11 protein-coding genes and 2 pseudogenes are annotated in these 15,618 nt (G+C 70.7%); 2 read left to right on the top strand and 11 right to left on the bottom strand.

Annotated features, from left to right (window positions below):
* Window positions 1-12: 12 nt before the first annotated feature.
* Entirely contained in the window at window positions 13-2,364 is a 2,352-nt protein-coding gene (locus tag ACZ9QC_RS38555; protein ID WP_472917343.1) for an ATP-binding protein, read from the bottom strand.
* Window positions 2,365-2,633: 269 nt separating this feature from the next.
* Here ACZ9QC_RS38555 and ACZ9QC_RS38550 point away from each other — a divergent pair, with 269 nt between their 5' ends.
* Window positions 2,634-3,752, top strand: coding sequence for an NAD(P)-dependent alcohol dehydrogenase (locus ACZ9QC_RS38550; RefSeq protein WP_472917342.1), 1,119 nt, complete (start codon window positions 2,634-2,636; stop codon window positions 3,750-3,752).
* A 45-nt stretch (window positions 3,753-3,797) separates the two neighbouring features.
* Entirely contained in the window at window positions 3,798-5,378 is a 1,581-nt protein-coding gene (locus tag ACZ9QC_RS38545; protein WP_472917341.1) for an FAD-binding oxidoreductase, read from the top strand.
* A gap of 76 nt (window positions 5,379-5,454) precedes the next feature.
* Here ACZ9QC_RS38545 and ACZ9QC_RS38540 read toward each other — a convergent pair.
* From ACZ9QC_RS38540 to ACZ9QC_RS38495, 10 genes and pseudogenes are all read right to left on the bottom strand, one after another.
* Window positions 5,455-5,652, bottom strand: a pseudogene (locus ACZ9QC_RS38540) (transposase); the annotation flags it as partial.
* Window positions 5,653-5,808: 156 nt separating this feature from the next.
* Window positions 5,809-6,882: an ABC transporter permease gene (locus ACZ9QC_RS38535; RefSeq protein ID WP_472917340.1), complete on the bottom strand. Its 1,074-nt coding sequence runs from the start codon at window positions 6,880-6,882 to the stop codon at window positions 5,809-5,811.
* Between the two features lie 2 nt (window positions 6,883-6,884).
* Complete coding sequence (locus ACZ9QC_RS38530; RefSeq protein WP_472917339.1) at window positions 6,885-8,426, bottom strand: sugar ABC transporter ATP-binding protein; 1,542 nt, start codon at window positions 8,424-8,426, stop codon at window positions 6,885-6,887.
* Window positions 8,426-9,589, bottom strand: a complete 1,164-nt coding sequence (locus tag ACZ9QC_RS38525; protein ID WP_472917338.1) for a sugar ABC transporter substrate-binding protein — start codon at window positions 9,587-9,589, stop codon at window positions 8,426-8,428. Before ACZ9QC_RS38525 ends, ACZ9QC_RS38530 begins: the two co-directional genes overlap by 1 nt.
* A gap of 167 nt (window positions 9,590-9,756) precedes the next feature.
* Window positions 9,757-10,272: a cupin domain-containing protein gene (locus ACZ9QC_RS38520; protein ID WP_472917337.1), complete on the bottom strand. Its 516-nt coding sequence runs from the start codon at window positions 10,270-10,272 to the stop codon at window positions 9,757-9,759.
* Between the two features lie 118 nt (window positions 10,273-10,390).
* Window positions 10,391-11,173, bottom strand: a pseudogene (locus ACZ9QC_RS38515) (SDR family NAD(P)-dependent oxidoreductase).
* 66 nt (window positions 11,174-11,239) lie between these two features.
* A complete protein-coding gene (locus tag ACZ9QC_RS38510; RefSeq protein ID WP_472917336.1) occupies window positions 11,240-12,268 on the bottom strand; it encodes a LysR family transcriptional regulator in 1,029 nt (342 codons plus the stop codon).
* A gap of 224 nt (window positions 12,269-12,492) precedes the next feature.
* Window positions 12,493-13,449 carry a fumarylacetoacetate hydrolase family protein gene (locus ACZ9QC_RS38505; RefSeq protein ID WP_472917335.1) on the bottom strand — a complete coding sequence of 319 codons (957 nt, stop codon included), beginning with the start codon at window positions 13,447-13,449 and terminating at the stop codon, window positions 12,493-12,495.
* 18 nt (window positions 13,450-13,467) lie between these two features.
* A complete protein-coding gene (locus tag ACZ9QC_RS38500) occupies window positions 13,468-14,490 on the bottom strand; it encodes an amidohydrolase family protein (protein WP_472917334.1) in 1,023 nt (340 codons plus the stop codon).
* Window positions 14,487-15,611 carry an FAD-dependent monooxygenase gene (locus ACZ9QC_RS38495; RefSeq protein WP_472917333.1) on the bottom strand — a complete coding sequence of 375 codons (1,125 nt, stop codon included), beginning with the start codon at window positions 15,609-15,611 and terminating at the stop codon, window positions 14,487-14,489. The genes ACZ9QC_RS38500 and ACZ9QC_RS38495 overlap by 4 nt, the downstream gene beginning before the upstream one ends.
* Window positions 15,612-15,618: the final 7 nt, after the last annotated feature.

Below are 15,618 nucleotides of genomic sequence, written 5' to 3'. Positions count from 1 at the left end.
GTCGGCCCGGTCTCACGGATCGTTCGCAGGACGGGCCCCCTGACGCTGCCGGGCCAGCCAGACGGCCACCTGGGCGCGCGAGTTGACGCCGATCTTGTCGAAGAGCCGCTCCACGTGCCCGTCCACCGTCCGCGGGGACAGCACGAGTTCACCGGCGATGGCCTTGTTCGTCAGACCCCGGGCGATCAGCCGGGCCACCTCGTGTTCCCGGCGGGTGAGTTCCGGTACGCCCGCCCGGTCGGGCGCACCGGAGCGGGCCGGTGCGCCGGGCGGGCGGAGCATGTCCATCGGGCGGGCGCGGCCCTGCTGGACCAGGGCGTCGAACCGGGATCGCCCCAGGGCGGACTTCGCGTCGGCGCGGCAGTGGGCCGAATGACGGGCGAAGGCCGGACCGAAGGCCTCGATCCCGGTGCCCAGGGACTCCCACAGGGCCGTCGCGGCACCCAGCAGCCGTGCGGCCTCGTCATGGCGGGAGCGTGACTCGGCGATCCACGCGAGGAGTTCGATGTCCAGCACCATGCCGAGTTGATTGCCGTTCGGTGTCAGGTCGAGTGCCTCCCGCACCAGCTCGGCCACGTCGGTGTCCTGATCGTCCGTGGCCCAGCGGTCGAGGGCGCACGCCCACATCGCCTCCGACCGGGCCCAGGTCTCGCCCCTCTCCCCCGCGATGCGGATCGCCTCGGCACCGGCCGCCCGGGCCGAGGCGCTGTCACCGCTGAGGGACAAGGCGATGGTGTGCTGGAACAGCCCCCACAGCACGGCGGCGACATCCGCCAACCGCCGCATGATCGCGATGCCTTCCGCGTAGCGCCGGGCGGCGCCGGCGGGATCGCCGGCGAACAGGGAGGCGCTGCCGGACAGCAGCAGCGCGTAGCCACGAAGGTGGTCGTCGTCGTACTTCTCGGCGATCCGGGCGCATTCCTCCAGCCACGTCGCTGCGGCGTCGCGGTCTCCTTGCAGCAGCGCGATCCAGACGGCGGTCCACAGGGCGTGACCGCGTTCGGGTGTGGGTTCGGGCGCGGCCTTCAGGGTCTGGTCGAGTCGGCGTCGGCCCGGCGCGAGCCGCTCGCCGACCGTCCACTCGTAGCGCAGTGCCGACACCAGGACCAGCGCCGACCGGGACTCACCCGGCTCGGACAGCGACCAGTCGATGGCGGATTCCAGGTTGTCCCGCTCGGTGTGCAGGCGGGCCAGGTTCTCGGCCTGGCCGGGACCGCACCAGGTCTCACAGGAGTGGACGGCCAGACGCAGGTAGTGGTCGCGGTGTCGACGGCGGAGGTCGTGTTCGATGCCGCTGTCGGCGAGGATGCCGCGACCGTACTGCCGGATGGTCTCCAGCATGCGGTACCGCGCTCGCGCCAGGTCGGGGCGTACCGACAGCACCGACTTGGCCACCAGACCGTCGACCAGGTCGAGGACATCGGCGGTGTCGATTCCTGTGCCCGGGCCGGCGCAGATGCCCTCGACGGCGTCCAGGTCGAACTCGGCGGGGAAGACGGACAGGCCGGCCCACAGCAGTCGTTCCTGCTCCGAGCAGAGGTCGTAGCTCCACTCCATCAGCGCGCGGAGCGTCTGCTGGCGGGAGACGGCGGCCGGACTGCCCAGGGTGAGCAGGCGGAAGCGGTCGTCGAGCCGGTCGGCGACCTGCTCGACGGACAGGGACCGCAGCCGGGTGGCGGCCAGTTCGATGGCGAGCGGAAGGCCGTCGAGGCGGGCGCACAGACGGGCCACCGCTTCGCGGTTGTCCTCGCGCACGCTGAAGTCGGGCCGGACGGCGGTGACCCGGTCGACGAGCAGTGCGACGGACGCGTAGGTGGTGAGCACCTCGGCCGCCGGAGCGGTTTCCCCGGCGGGCACGGGCAGAGGATCCACCATGAGGACGTGCTCAGCCGGGATGCCGAGGGGCTGGCGGCTGGTGGCCAGCACGCGCAGCCCCGGCGCACGTCGCAGCAGGTGGTCGACGAGGCCCGCGCAGGCGACGACGAGGTGCTCGCAGTTGTCCAGCACCACCAGGAGTCGGCGATCCGCCAGGTGGTCGGTCACCTGTTCCTTCGCCGACCGGTGGGACTGGTCCTTGACGTCCAGGGCGGCGGCGAGGGCGTCGGCGAGCCTGTCGGGGTCGTCGACGGCCGCGAGGTCGGCGAACCACACCCCGTGCGGAAACGCTCTCCGGGTGAGTTCGGCGGCCCGCAGGGCGAGGCGGGTCTTGCCCACGCCTCCGGGGCCGGCCAGCGTCACCAGTCGGGATGCCTCCATCCGCTGCCTGACCTCGGCCAGTTCACGGCGGCGGCCCACGAAGCTGCTCGCGATGACCGGCAGGTCGCCGAGGGGCCGCGCCGCCCTCTGCATGTGGGTCTCGTCCATGACGCAAGTCAGCTTGGCACCGCTCACCGGAATGAATCGAGACGTCGGCGGCGGGATTCGGTGCCGATCGGCCCCACTCGCGACGAATGACGTACGTCCCCTGGGACTCCTGCCGCGTGCGCGGGTGGGCCACGCGCACGTGCCCGGCGGCGGGGCCCGGCAATCGGGTAGCGCACCGGGTAATCCACCCCTGCGGTTCGTGTGGCCCCCCTGCCACCGTCGCAGTGCGCCGTCACTGTGACGCGTACCACGAGCTCAGAGGGGCAACGATGCTCACGACAACCACCGCCGCCGTTCTGGAAGGGCCCGGTCGGCCGTTCACTCTCGAACAGGTCGAGCTCGACGACCTCCGAGCGGACGAGGTGCTCGTCCGCATGGTCGCCGCGGGTCTGTGCCACACCGACCTCGGTGTACAGGCCGGCCACATCCCCTTCGCCCTGCCGGGCGTGATCGGCCACGAGGGCGCCGGTGTCGTCGAAGCGGTCGGCTCGGCGGTCACCCGTGTCGCGCCCGGTGATGCGGTCGCCCTGTCCTTCACCTCGTGCGGGCGGTGCCGCCGGTGCCGTGGCGGGCACCCCGCTTACTGCGCGACCTGGCTGTCCGCCAACATCTTCAACAACGGGGCCCGCGCCGACGGCACCGCCACCCTCCGCCGCGGCGGAACCGTCCTCGGCGGGCGCTTCTTCGGGCAGTCCTCGCTCAGCGCGAAGGCCGTCGTCGACGAACGCAGTGTCGTCAAGGTCGACAGCGACCTCCCCGCGCACCTGATGGCGCCCCTGGGCTGCGGCATCCAGACCGGTGCCGGAACCGTGCTGAACGTGCTTCGGCCGGAACCGGGCAGCACCCTGGCCGTGTTCGGCACGGGCGCCGTCGGCCTCGCCGCGATCGCCGCGGCGGCGCTGAGCCCACTGTCCGCCGTCGTCGCGATCGACCTGGTCGACCACCGCCTCGACGTGGCACTCGAACTGGGCGCGACGCACCGGATCAACCCGGCGACCGAGGACGTCGCCAAGGCACTGGACGGGATCACCGGCGGCAGCGGGCTCGACCACGCCGTCGACACCACCGCCGACATGCGCGTCCTACGTACTGCGGTCGACGCCCTCGGCACCCTGGGACGCGCCGCCGCCGTCGGCGCGACAGCGCCCGGCACCGAACTCGCGCTCGACTACCAGGGCCTGCTCGTCGGACGCTCGGTCGTCGGCGTCACAGAGGGCGACGCGGATCCCGAGTCTCTGATCCCGCTGCTCGCCGGACTCCACCGGCAGGGCCAGCTGCCCCTCGACAAGATCGTCAAGACCTATCCGTTCAGCGAGATCAACCAGGCGGTCGCGGACGCCCGCGACGGCTCCACGATCAAGCCCGTCCTCCTGTTCGACGCCGACTGACCGCTTCCCGAGCCCATCACACCCAAAGGCACCTCTAGGAGTGACATGAGCCGCACCCTTCCCCCCGGCGTCAGCGACGAGGACTTCACCTCGGCCCTCACAGCGTTCCGCGAAGCCGTCGGCGGCGAGTTCGTCCGCACGGACGAGGCCGAACTGGCCCGCTTCCGCGACCCCTACCCGGTCGGCGACGCCGACGCACACCTGGCCTCGGCGGTGGTCTCCCCGCGGGACACCGAGCAGGTGCAGGAGGTCGTCCGCATCGCCAACCGCCACGGCGTACCGCTCTCGGTCATCTCCACGGGCAGGAACAACGGCTACGGCGGCTCGGCCCCGCGCCTGTCGGGCGCCGTGGTGGTCAACACCGGGGAGCGGATGAACCGCGTCCTCGAAGTCGACGAGCGGCTCGGTTACGCCCTGCTCGAACCCGGTGTCACGTACTTCGACCTCCACGAGTACCTGGAGGCTCACGCGCCGAGCCTCATGATCGACTGCCCCGACCTCGGCTGGGGCAGCGTCGTGGGCAACGCCCTCGACCGCGGCGCCGGCTACACCCCGTACGGCGACCACTTCGCGTGGCAGACCGGCATGGAGGTCGTGCTGCCGCAGGGTGACATCCTGCGCACCGGGATGGGCGCGCTGCCGGGAAGCACCACCTGGCAGCTGATCCCGTACGGCTTCGGCCCCTACCCGGACGGCATGTTCACCCAGTCCAACCTGGGCATCGTGACCAAGATGGGCATCGCGCTGATGCAGAAGCCCCCCGCGTCCATGACCTTCCAGATCACCTTCGACAACGACAGCGACCTCGAACAGATCGTGGACATCATGCTGCCGCTGCGCATCAACATGGCGCCGCTGCAGAACGTCACCGTGCTGCGCAACATCATCCTCGACGCGGCAGTGGTCTCCCAGCGAGCCGACTGGTACGACGGTGACGGTCCGCTGCCGCCCGAGGCGATCGAACGCATGAAGAAGGAGCTCGGCCTCGGCTACTGGAACCTCTACGGCACCCTCTACGGCCCGCCCCAGCTGATCGAGACGAACTACAGCGTCATCAAGGAGGCCTTCGGCCGAATTCCCGGCTCCCGCTTCCACACCCACGAGGAGCGCCACGACCGCGGCGCCCACGTCCTGCAGGACCGGCACAAGATCAACAACGGTGTCCCCAGCCTCAGCGAGATGAAACTGCTGGACTGGATCCCGGGCGCGGGCCACGTGGGCTTCTCCCCGATCTCCCCGCCGGTGGGCCGCGACGCCATGAAGCAGTTCCGTATGGTGCGCTCGCGCGCGGACGAGTACGCCAAGGACTACGCCGCCCAGTTCGTCGTCGGCCTGCGGGAGATGCACCACATCGCACTGCTGCTGTTCGACACCCGGGACGCCGCGGAGCGGAACGAGACCCTCGCCCTTACCCAGTTGCTCATCGACGAGGCCGCCGCCGAGGGGTACGGCGAGTACCGCACCCACAACGCCCTCATGGACCAGGTCATGGGCACCTACAGCTGGAACGACGGTGCCTTGCTGAAGTTCCACGAAGCCGTCAAGGACGCCCTGGATCCGAACGGCATCATCGCCCCCGGCAAGTCCGGCGTCTGGCCGGCGCGTTACCGCGGCAGGGGTCTGTGATTCCTCGCCCCGGCCGGAGCACCCGGCAGAGGACATCCGGACGGCGACGAGCACCGTCCGCCACAGGAAGGAAGGTGGGAGCCGTCGACGGCACGCCCGGGACAAGTCCAGGGCGTTCGCGCTGCGGAGCTTGGCGAGAAGGACCTCGTGCAGTCGGGGCAAGACTCCGGCCTCGCCACTCGGCCAGGCGGCGCCGGCAGGTCACGCCCCAGCCGAATCCGAGTTCCTGCGGCAGGTGTTCCCAGGCGATCCCGGTGTGCAGCACGCACAGGATGCTCTGGAAACCAGCCGGTCCGGATGCCTCTTGCGGCCGGAGTGCCACCATCATCGGCTCCCTCGAGCAGGCCGACGAGGAGGACGCCTGTCCGGCGGCTCCGCCCTGGCACCGCGGCTGACGCCCTCCGTTGCCGGCCCGCCGCCGGAGCCCTCGCTACCCGGCGGCTCCGGCGGCTCGCCTGCGGCCGAAGTAGGTGGACAGGCCCACGGCCAGCAGGAGCGCGGTGCCGTTGAAGACCGGGTCGACCCAGTCGCTGGCACCGGCCAGCGTGAGGCCGCTGACGGTCTCGGAGACGAACACCACGCCGATCATCGTGCCGAGCACGTTGAACCGGCCCGGCTCGATCGCGGTCGCGCCCAGGAACACCGCGGCCAAGGCGGGGAAGAGCAGGTTGGTGCCGCTGTCCGCGGTGGCTCCGCCGACACGGGCGGTCTGCACGACGCCGGCGATCCCCGCGAGCGCTCCGGCGATGACAAAGGTCAGCAGCAGGTTGCGCCGGACGGGGATGCCGACCAGATTCGCCGCCTTGGGGTTGGAACCCATCGCGTACAGGGCCCGCCCGTAGGGAGTGTGGCCCAGCAGGTACCACATCAGGGCACCGAGAACGACGACGGCGGACACCACGCGGGGTAGACCCAGCCACTGCTGGGAGCCGAAGGCGAGCAGGGCGGGCGAGACGCCCGTGCTGATGGTCTGGCCGCCCGAATACCACTGGATGACCCCGCCGAGGAGAGTGGCACTGCCCAGGGTGGTGATGAACGAGCTCATCTGGAACCGGGCCACCATGACGCCGTTGACCAGTCCGATGAGCACGCCCGTTGCCACCGCGGCGAGTATCGCGGGCACGACACCCACGTCGTGGCGGGCCATGAGCGCCGCGCACACCAGGGAACTGGTCGCGGCGTTCGCCCCGAGGGAGAAGTCGAAGTAGCCGGCGGCCAGCGGCGCGAGGGCGGCCAGTGCCAGCAGGGCGATGACCGACTGGTTGCCGGTCACCACGCTGAGGTTGGCGGAGGTCGGGAAGACCGCGGCACTCGGCGGGTAGAGGCTGAAGAACACCGCCACCGCGATGGCCAGGGCGGGAAGGGTGTACCGCTCGGCGAGCCGCCCCGGCGACAGCGCGGACCGCCGGGGGCGCCGGGTGGGTTCCGTCTCCTCGGACGTCTCGGACGTCGGTGGGGACGGGGGCGGCGGGGGCGAGGGCGCGGAGGAAGTGACACCGCTCATGGTCATGTCCTGGCTCCGGAGGTGAGGGACGGTGAACGCTGGACGAGGTGGACGAGGCGGTCGGCACTGAGCCCTTCACCGTCGGCCTCGGTGACGACGCGGCCTTGGTGCAGCACGAGGACCCGGTCGCACAGGGCTGCCAGTTCCTCCAGGTCGGAGGAGGCGACCAGGACCGCGCATCCGGAGGCGGCGGTGCGGCGGACCACCGTGTAGATGTCGGCGCGGGACATCACGTCCACGCCCTGGGTGGGCTCGTCGAGGAGCAGCAGCTGGGGGTCGCGGCGCAGCCAGCGGCCCAGTACGGCCTTCTGCTGGTTGCCGCCGGACAGGGTGCTGAACGCCGCCTCGACGGAAGGTGCCTTCACCCCGTAGCGGCTCACGAGGTCCTGGCTGTCGCTGCGTTCGCCCGCGTGGTCCAGGCGCCAGCGCCGCCAGTAGTGGCTCAGCACCGACATCGACAGGTTGGCCCGCAGCGGGAGGTCCGCGAACGCGGCGTCAGCGCCGCGGTCTTCGGGGACGTAGGCGACGCGGGCGCGCATCGCATCGCCGGGGCCGGTGAAGGACACTGTGGCGCCGTCGAGTTCGATGGTGCCGCCGGTCGGCCGGTGGGCGCCGAAGAGGGTGCGCAGCAGTGAGGTGCGGCCGGAGCCGAGCAGACCCGCGACGCCCACGATCTCACCTGCGCCGACCTCGAGGTCGACGCCGCTGAGCGGGCCGCCGGTCAGGTCGGTGACGGTGAGCACCGGGCGGGGCCGGCTCGTGCTCGCGGTCGGACGCACGGCCTCGTCCAGTGCGCGCCCGGCGATGAGCTCCACCAGTTCGGACTCCGTGGGGCGGTGGTCCACGAGGGTGCCGGCGACCCGGCCGTCCCGCAGCACGGTGTAGTCGTCGGTGACGGCGATGACCTCGCTGAGGCGGTGGCTGACGAGGATCACCGTCTGGCCCTGGTCGGCACGTCGGCGTACGGACTCCAGAAGGAAGCTCGCCTCGTGCTCGGGCAGACTCGCCGTGGGTTCGTCGAGGACCAGGATGAGATCGTCCCGGTCCGTCTCCTGCAGTGCCCGGGCGATGGCGACCATGGTGCGGGCGGCAGGACGCAGTGTGCCGAGGGGGGCGCGGGGGTCGGCGTCGATCTCGAACCGCTCCAGGAGTGCGGTGACCCGGTCGTGCAGCGCCTTCCAGCTGATCCGGGCGCCTGCCCGGGTGGGCCAGCCGGAGGCGAGCGCGATGTTCTCCGCCACGGTGAGGTCGTCGAAGACCCCGAGGTCCTGGTGGACGAAGCGGAGCCCGGCCGCCTGTGCGGTGGCGGCCGAGAAGTGCCGGGCTTCCCAGCTCTGCTCACCGACCTCGATCGTGCCGCCGTCGGCACCGTGTGCACCGGCGAGGATCTTGATGGTGGTGGACTTGCCGGAGCCGTTGCCGCCGAGCAGTGCGTGGACCGTGCCGGCACGGACCCGGAGGTCCGTGCCGTGGAGCACCGTGGTCCCGCCGAACTGCTTCGTCAGCCCGGTGATCCGCAGTGCCGTGCCGGGCGGGCGGCTCACTACTTCCCCCACCCGGTGGTGTAGTGCTTGACGTAGTCGACGGGCGGCTCGTAGGAGCTGCCCTTCTCGGGCAGGTTGTGGTCGGCGTCGATGCCGACGAGGCCGACGCCCGCCGACTCCGCGGGCTTCTGGCCCGCCAGCAGCCGGACGGCGTCGTCGATGGCGGCCCACGACAGCTGCTTCGCGGAGTAGCCGACGTCACCGTCCTGCGCGCCGTCGGTGCGGATGACGTCGGCGTTGGCCGCGTCGCCGAAGTTGCCGACCACCGTGAGCTGGGCACTCCGTCCGGAGGACGTTATGGCCTGGCCGATACCCGCCTGCAGCCAGCCGTCGATCGGGAAGGCGACCGCGTTCACGGTCGGCGCCTTGAGGAGGGCGGAGGAGAACTTGGAGCCGAGCGTGTTGTTGACGAGGTCCTGGAGGCCGATGTCGAGCTGCTTGACGACCTCGCAGCCGGAGCACTTCTTGAGCTCGTCACGGAAGCCCTCGGTGATCATCGGGCCCCAGATCGGGCCGGTGAAGTTGACCAGGAGCACCTTCGCCTTGCCGTTGGTCTTGCCGATGACGTAGTCGGCCTGGAGCGCGCCCATCCGAGCGCGGTGGTCCGCGAGGGTCATGCTCTTCAGGGGGGTGGTGACCGCGGAGTACAACTTCTTGCCGCCGACCACGTCGCAGTCCATGCCGCCGTTGCCGATGGTGATGATCTTGGCCTTCTTGGCCTCGCCGAGGGGGCCCTGGACGGCCGGGCAGTCGATACCCACGGGCACGATCACGTCGGCCTTGGCGCTGATCGCCTGCCGGATGCACGCCCCCCAGCCGCCGGGGTTGAGCTTGCCGTCACAGAGCTTGGTCTTCCAGCCCGCGGCCTTGCCGGCCGCCATGGCGGCCACGCTGGGCTCCACACATCCGGGCTGCTGCTGGCCGCAGGAGATGACCCACAGGTTCACCCCTGCCTTCGGCTTCGCGGTGACCTCCGGCAAGTCCCCGGTGGTGCCCTTGAAGGCCGTCTCCAGGGCGGCCCGCGCCTCCTTGGAGGTGCCGGAGTCGGAGGATCCGCCGGCCGAGGTGCTTTCGGAGGCGCCGCAGGCGGCGGTGACGGCGGTGACCGCCGCGACGATCAGGGGGAGGGCGAGTCTGCGGAGTGAACGCCTTTGTTCGGACACGATTCTCCTTGGGGAGCGGTGGCGGAAACGTCGCCATTCCGGAGTCGGTGATGGCTGGAATTGAACACAGCGGGCGGCTGTGAGGGAAATTGCCGATCCGCATGAAAGTCATCGCGGAGCGCGATGCGTTTGATCCTGTTGATCCGCAGCCGCTTCGGGCAGCGATATCAGGGGTGATTGGGATCCGTCAGCAGGCTTTCCATGGCTCCTTCGGGAAGCCGCTTCGTGAGCCGGTCGGAGAATTCGCCGTCGACAAGTACGAACGCCATCCGGGCGACTGCTCCGGAGCGGTTCTCCCAGCGGTGGTCGGTGCCCCGCTGTACGACCACGTCCCCTGGCCGCAGCACGGTCTCCGTGTCGTCGAGCACCAGGACGACCTCCCCCTGCAGCACGATGCCGTAGTCGACGGTCTGCGTACGGTGCATCGGTGACACGGCACCCGGCGGGAACTCGTTGATCCTGATCTTCGTCCCGTTCGGGTCGGGCGGCACGGTCAGGGAGATCTGCGTCGGCTCCGGTTCGTCAGGGTCTATACGGGCCGGCGTTTCGCGGGTGTTCCACACCTCGTGGAAGACCGCGCCGTCCGGTGCGGTCCGCACCACGGGCGGCGGTCCGTCCGAGAGGAACACGGACTTTCCGTTGTCGTCGTGACCGGTGACGACCCGTCGAGAGATCCAGCTCATACAGCTCACCTTTCAGCGTGACGAATGAATCAGCGTGTGCCGGAAAAGGGCACAGGCGGGACGCCCTGCGGTTGCGGAAAACACCGCAGGGCGTCAAAGGAAAAGAATGCGAAGGGCTTTACACGGCGTCGAGCGCGTCGGTGAACGCCTTGGTGCCGCCGTGTGCCGAGAATCCCCCGTCGACGGTGATCTCGGCGCCGTTGACGTACGCCGACTCGTCGGAGAGGAGGTACACCACCAGCGGTGCCACCTCCTCGGGGACCCCGGCCCGGTTCATGGGCGTCATCGACAGATGCGCCTTCACGAACACGGGGTTGGCGTTGGCCATGATCGGTGTGTCGATGTATCCGGGGTGGATGATGTTCGTACGGATCCCACGGGGAGCCAGCTCCAACGCCGCGACCTTCGACAGTCCGCGCAGTGCCCACTTGCTGGCGGTGTAGGCGACCGCGTGGTGGGCGACGAGGCCGGCGACCGAACCGACGTTGACGATCTAGCCTCCTTCGCGCATCAGCGGGGCCATGGCCTGCATGCCCAGCAGGGCGCCGGTGGTGTTGACCGCGAAGGCCCTGTTCCAGTCGGCGACGTCGACCTCGCCGAGCCGCGCACGGACCGGCACGCCGGCGTTGTTGACCAGGCCGTGCAGGGGACGGCCGAGTGCCTCCAGCCAGTCGGCGAGAGCGGCCCAGTCGTCGGGTGAGGAGACGTCGAGGTGCCGGTAGTGGACGTCCAGGCCCTGGGCGGTCAGGGAGGCGGCGAGGGCCTCACCGTCCTCGCCGAGGACGTCGGTGGCGAAGACGGTGGCGCCCTCGCGGGCCGCGGCCTCCGCCTCGGCGGCACCCTGCCCCCGGGCGGCACCGGTGACGACAACGCTTCGGCCTTCCAGACGCCTTCGGCTCACGGCTTCCTCCTGTTTTCCCGCTGTGTCCCGTCCGGGCACCGGGCCGTACCCGGTACGGGACTCACGCTAGGAAGCGGAGACGAGATGCGGAAACGGTTGTTGCCGATGGCTGGCATCCGGAGCCGCCATGCCTTGAACGGCGGCAACGCCGGCCGTCGAATCCCCGGCGGCGGGAGCCGGCATGCCGGGTTCGGCCAGTTCCGCGCAGACGCGACGGACCACGCCGCGCAGCCACGTGTGCCCGGGGTCCGTATGGCGCTTGTGATGCCAGTACATCGCCTCGACCAGCGGCAGCTCGTCGGGGAACGGCGCCGGTACGACGGCACAGCGCGCGAAGCCCGCGTACCGGCGGGCCAGCCGCTCCGGCACCACCGCCACCAGATCGGTGCCACTCACCACGAACGGCAGGACACTGAAACCCGGGGTGCTGACCTGGATCCTCGGAGTGATCCCGAGCACCTCCAGCTGACGGTCCGACGGGGTGGGGCTCTTGACGAATCCGGCCGCGGCGTGCGGCATCTCCGCCAGGTCCCGAAGGCTCAGTCGGCCGTCCACCAGCCGTGGGTTGTCCGGGTCGACGATGCACACGAACCGGTCGCGCAGCACCGCCTCGTTGACCCCGGGCACCCCGTAGCCGAGCGGTGCGATCAGCAGGTCGTGGCAGGCCAGATGCCTCTCGCTCGCCAGCTGTCCGGGCGTGGGGTGGAAGTCGATGCGCACGCCCGGCGCTTCCTGCCCGATGACCCGCAGGAGCGGCTCCAGCATCACCATCATCATGTAGTCGGACATGACGGCGGAGAACCGTTGGTCGCTGGTGGCCGGATCGAACCGACGAGTCAGGGACAGGGCCTCCTCGGCCTTCTGCAGCGACGCCTGTACGACGGGCAGGAGGCGCTCCGCGAGCGGCGTCAGCTCGTACTCCCGGCCCACCCGCACCAGCAGGTCGTCGTCGAAGTGTCGGCGCAGCCGCGCCAGCGAGCCGCTCATCGCGGACTGGCTGGTGTTCAGACGTTCACCCGCCCGGGTGACGTTCTTCTGCTGCAACAGCGCTTCGAGCGCAACCAACAGGTTGAGGTCGATCGTTCCGAGCCCCATCAGACTCCCCTTCCGGCAACGTCGCCGAACGAGCGCCGAAACGCGGGATTAACCAGGGCGGCGAGCTTAACCGGGAGCAATCAGACACGGAAGGGGTGGCGTGCGGCCGTCACCGAGATCCATACCAGCCATCGGTGCGACGGATGACAGTCGCGACGCCACCCGTGGTGCTGGTGCGGTCCGCCGCAGCGGCCCGCGGACGTGCGGTTCCACGGTCCCCGCGCTCAGGGCCGCGGGGTACGCCCGCGCTTGCGGGCCCGGGGCAGGTAGGCGTCCTGGCGGCCGGGCACGATCCGGTTGGACACGCTGCCGAGCCGTTCCACGGTCAGCGTCACCACGTCACCCGGGGTGAGCGGGGGCGGGGTCCGCTCGCCGTTGCGGCCCCAGTGCTCCGCCAGGGCGCCCCAGCCGCAGGTGCCCGAGCCCAGCAGGTCTCCCGGGCGCACCCAGGTGTCGCGGCTGGCGTAGGCGGTCATCTCCGCGAAGGTCCACGAGCAGTTGGCGAGGGTGTCGCGGCCGACGAGCTCTCCGTTGACGGTGAGGGTCATCTCCAGGTCGAGGAACCCGTCGGGGTCCGTGCGGTCCTCCACCTCGTCCGCGGTCACCAGGAACGGGCCGAGGGTGTTGGCGAAGTCCTTGCCCTTGGAGAAACCCAGCCCGAGGTTCTTCTCGGGTTTCTGCAGGTCACGGGCGGACCAGTCGTTGAACACCAGGTAGCCGACGATGTGGTCCCCGGCCTGCTCGGGCGTGAGGTCCCGCCCGGGCCGACCGATCACGGCGGCCACCTCCAGCTCGCAGTCGAGGACCGAGCACCCGGCCGGGACCGGCACCTCGTCGTGGGCGCCGTAGGCGGCGTGCGGGTTGGTGAAGTAGAAGTTCGGCGCCCTGTACCACTCCTCGGGGACGTGCTCCAGACCGTCCAGGGCCTTCGAGACGCCCTCGATGTGCGCCTCGAAGCCGACGAAGTCACGGATCGACGGCGGCTTCAGCGGAGGCAGCAACCGGACGTCCTCGACCCGCGGACCGCCGTCCCCGGCCAGGGCCCGCTCGCCCGCCTCCCGCAACGTCCCGTTCTCCAGGAGCGAGAGCACCGTGGTGCCGTCCGGCAACGGGTGGATCGCCCCGTCCCGGACGACCCCCGCGCGCACGGCGTCTTCGTGCTCGTATGTCGCGAAACGCATCGTGTGTCTCTCCCGTGCTCAGTGGTGGGTGGGGGTGGGTGCCCGCCGGACCGTCCCCAGCAGGTCCATGGCGTTGCCGCCGGCGATCGCGGCCCGGGCCGCCGGGTCCAGCCCTGCGGCGTCCAGGCGCGCCACCGGGTCCTCGACGCCCATGTCGAAGGGATGGTCGGTGCCGAGAACGACACGGTCCGCACCGGCCTCCTCGACCAGGTGGCGCAGTCCCCGGGGCGTGTAGACCAAGGCGTCGAACCACATGCGCCGCAGGTAGGTGCTCGGCGGGTGGGCGCAGCCCCGTGTGTCCTGGCGTACCTGCCAGGCGTGGTCGGACCGGCCGATGTACGTGGGCAGGTAGCCGCCGCCGTGCGCGGCGACCAGCTTCAGCCCCGGGAAACGGTCGAGTGTGCCGCCGAAGATCAGCCGGGACAGCGCGACGGTGGTCTCCACGGGCTGGCCGACGGTGTTGCCGAGGTAGTGGACGGCGAGCCGTTCCCCGAGGGAACAGCCCCACGGGTGGACGAACACCACCGCGCCCAGTTCCTCGGCCTTGGCCCACACCGGGTCGTGGGCGGGGTCGGCCAGCTCACGGCCGTCGACGGAGGTGGAGACGCTGATCCCGTACAGCCCGAGTCCGGTGACCGCCTCCTGAAGCAGCTCCACCGCGAGGTGCGGGTGCTGCAGCGGCACGGTGCCCAGGCCGTACAGCCGCTCCGGAGCCTGCGCGCAGTGCGCGGCGACCGCCTCATTGGTCGTACGGGCCAGGCGCTGCGCGAGGTCCTCGCCGGCCCAGTAGTGGTGCATCGGCATCGGCCCGACCACCTGGATGTCGACGCCCATCGCGTCGAGGTCCGCCAGCCTTGCCCCTACGTCGGTCAGCTTGGGCCGCAGCCGGGACAACTGGGCGCGGTTGGCCGCCAGCGACTCGGGCGCGTGCGCCCGTTGCTCGGCTGCGAACTCGGCCGCGAGTCCGTCCGTACCGGCGCACAGCTCGTCCGCCGCGGGGACGGCCAGGTGGCCGTGGAAGTCCACGACAGGCATGGTCATGCCGGGGCCCGCAGCGCATCGAGGGTCTCGGTCATCAGCCGGGCCGGGTGGGCCCCCGGCGTCTCCGGGGCGATCTCCCACTCGGCCAGCTTCAGGGAGTTCTCCAGCACCATCCGCACACGGGGCATCCGCCGCGCCATGAACGCCTTGAGTGCGATCTCGACCGGGTCGTCACCGACGACCAGCTCCGCGAGGACCACGGCGTCCTCGGCGCACATCGCCGCGCCCTGCGCGACCAGGGGCGGGCACGCGTGCGCCGCGTCACCGATCACGATCGTCCGCCCCCGGTACCACGGTTCGTCGATCATCACGGTCTCGATCCAGCGGTAGTCGACCGCCGTGTCGTCGGGCAGCGCGGCGATGAGCCTGCCCCAGGTGCCGCCGTATCCCTCGCCGCGTTCACGCAGCAGGGACACCGGGGCGGACGGGCCCACCAGAGAGGCGTCCAGGTTCTCGTCCAGCAGGTAGGCGTAGCACTTGTCCGGGGAGATGGGGCTGTACCCGGCCTTGTAGCCGGGGCCGCCGTAGTAGACCTCGGGGCCGTCCATCTCGGCCGGGCGGTCGGCGACCACCCGGAAGATGGACATGCCGACCGGGCGCGGCTCGACCGTGATGCCGATCAGTGAGCGCATGTGCGACTTGATGCCGTCCGCGCCGACGACCAGGTCGTAGCTCCCCGTGGTGCCGTCGGTGAAGGTCACGTCCACACGGCCGGTCGACTGTTCCAACCGCTCGACGGTGAGGCCCAGCCGGACGTGCACCCCTTGGGCGTACACCGCGTCGCACAGGGCGTTCTGGAGGTCGGAGCGGAGCGCGCCGGCCGTCGCGGGAAGGTCGGGTCCGCCGGTGTGGGCGACCGCGAGATCGGTGATCAGCTCGCCGTCCGCCTGGCGCAGTCGCAGACCGTCGAAGGGCACCGCCCGGGCGAGCACCTTGTCCAGGACGCCCACCGAGCGCAGCGCCTTCAGCGCGTTGCCCTGGAGGGTGATGCCGTGGCCGACACCGAACCACTGAGGTGAGATCTCGACCAGGTCGACGTCGACGCCTCGCTGCGTCAGCGCGAGCGACAACACGCTTCCGGTGATGCCGCCGCCGACGACGAGCACCTTGTCCACTGCCATGGGCATT

It is taken from the genome of Streptomyces sp. HUAS MS02, assembly GCF_055702265.1.
This window is presented reverse-complemented; position numbering and strand designations above follow the sequence as displayed.

Bases quoted from the DNA above. Each gene is read 5' to 3' on its own strand.
- ACZ9QC_RS38555 (WP_472917343.1), bottom strand. From the start codon at position 2,364: ATGGACGAGACCCACATGCAGAGGGCGGCGCGGCCCCTCGGCGACCTG.
- ACZ9QC_RS38550 (WP_472917342.1), top strand. From the start codon at position 2,634: ATGCTCACGACAACCACCGCCGCCGTTCTGGAAGGGCCCGGTCGGCCG.
- ACZ9QC_RS38545 (WP_472917341.1), top strand. From the start codon at position 3,798: ATGAGCCGCACCCTTCCCCCCGGCGTCAGCGACGAGGACTTCACCTCG.
- ACZ9QC_RS38535 (WP_472917340.1), bottom strand. From the start codon at position 6,882: ATGAGCGGTGTCACTTCCTCCGCGCCCTCGCCCCCGCCGCCCCCGTCC.
- ACZ9QC_RS38520 (WP_472917337.1), bottom strand. From the start codon at position 10,272: ATGAGCTGGATCTCTCGACGGGTCGTCACCGGTCACGACGACAACGGA.
- ACZ9QC_RS38510 (WP_472917336.1), bottom strand. From the start codon at position 12,268: ATGGGGCTCGGAACGATCGACCTCAACCTGTTGGTTGCGCTCGAAGCG.
- ACZ9QC_RS38505 (WP_472917335.1), bottom strand. From the start codon at position 13,449: ATGCGTTTCGCGACATACGAGCACGAAGACGCCGTGCGCGCGGGGGTC.
- ACZ9QC_RS38500 (WP_472917334.1), bottom strand. From the start codon at position 14,490: ATGACCATGCCTGTCGTGGACTTCCACGGCCACCTGGCCGTCCCCGCG.
- ACZ9QC_RS38495 (WP_472917333.1), bottom strand. From the start codon at position 15,611: ATGGCAGTGGACAAGGTGCTCGTCGTCGGCGGCGGCATCACCGGAAGC.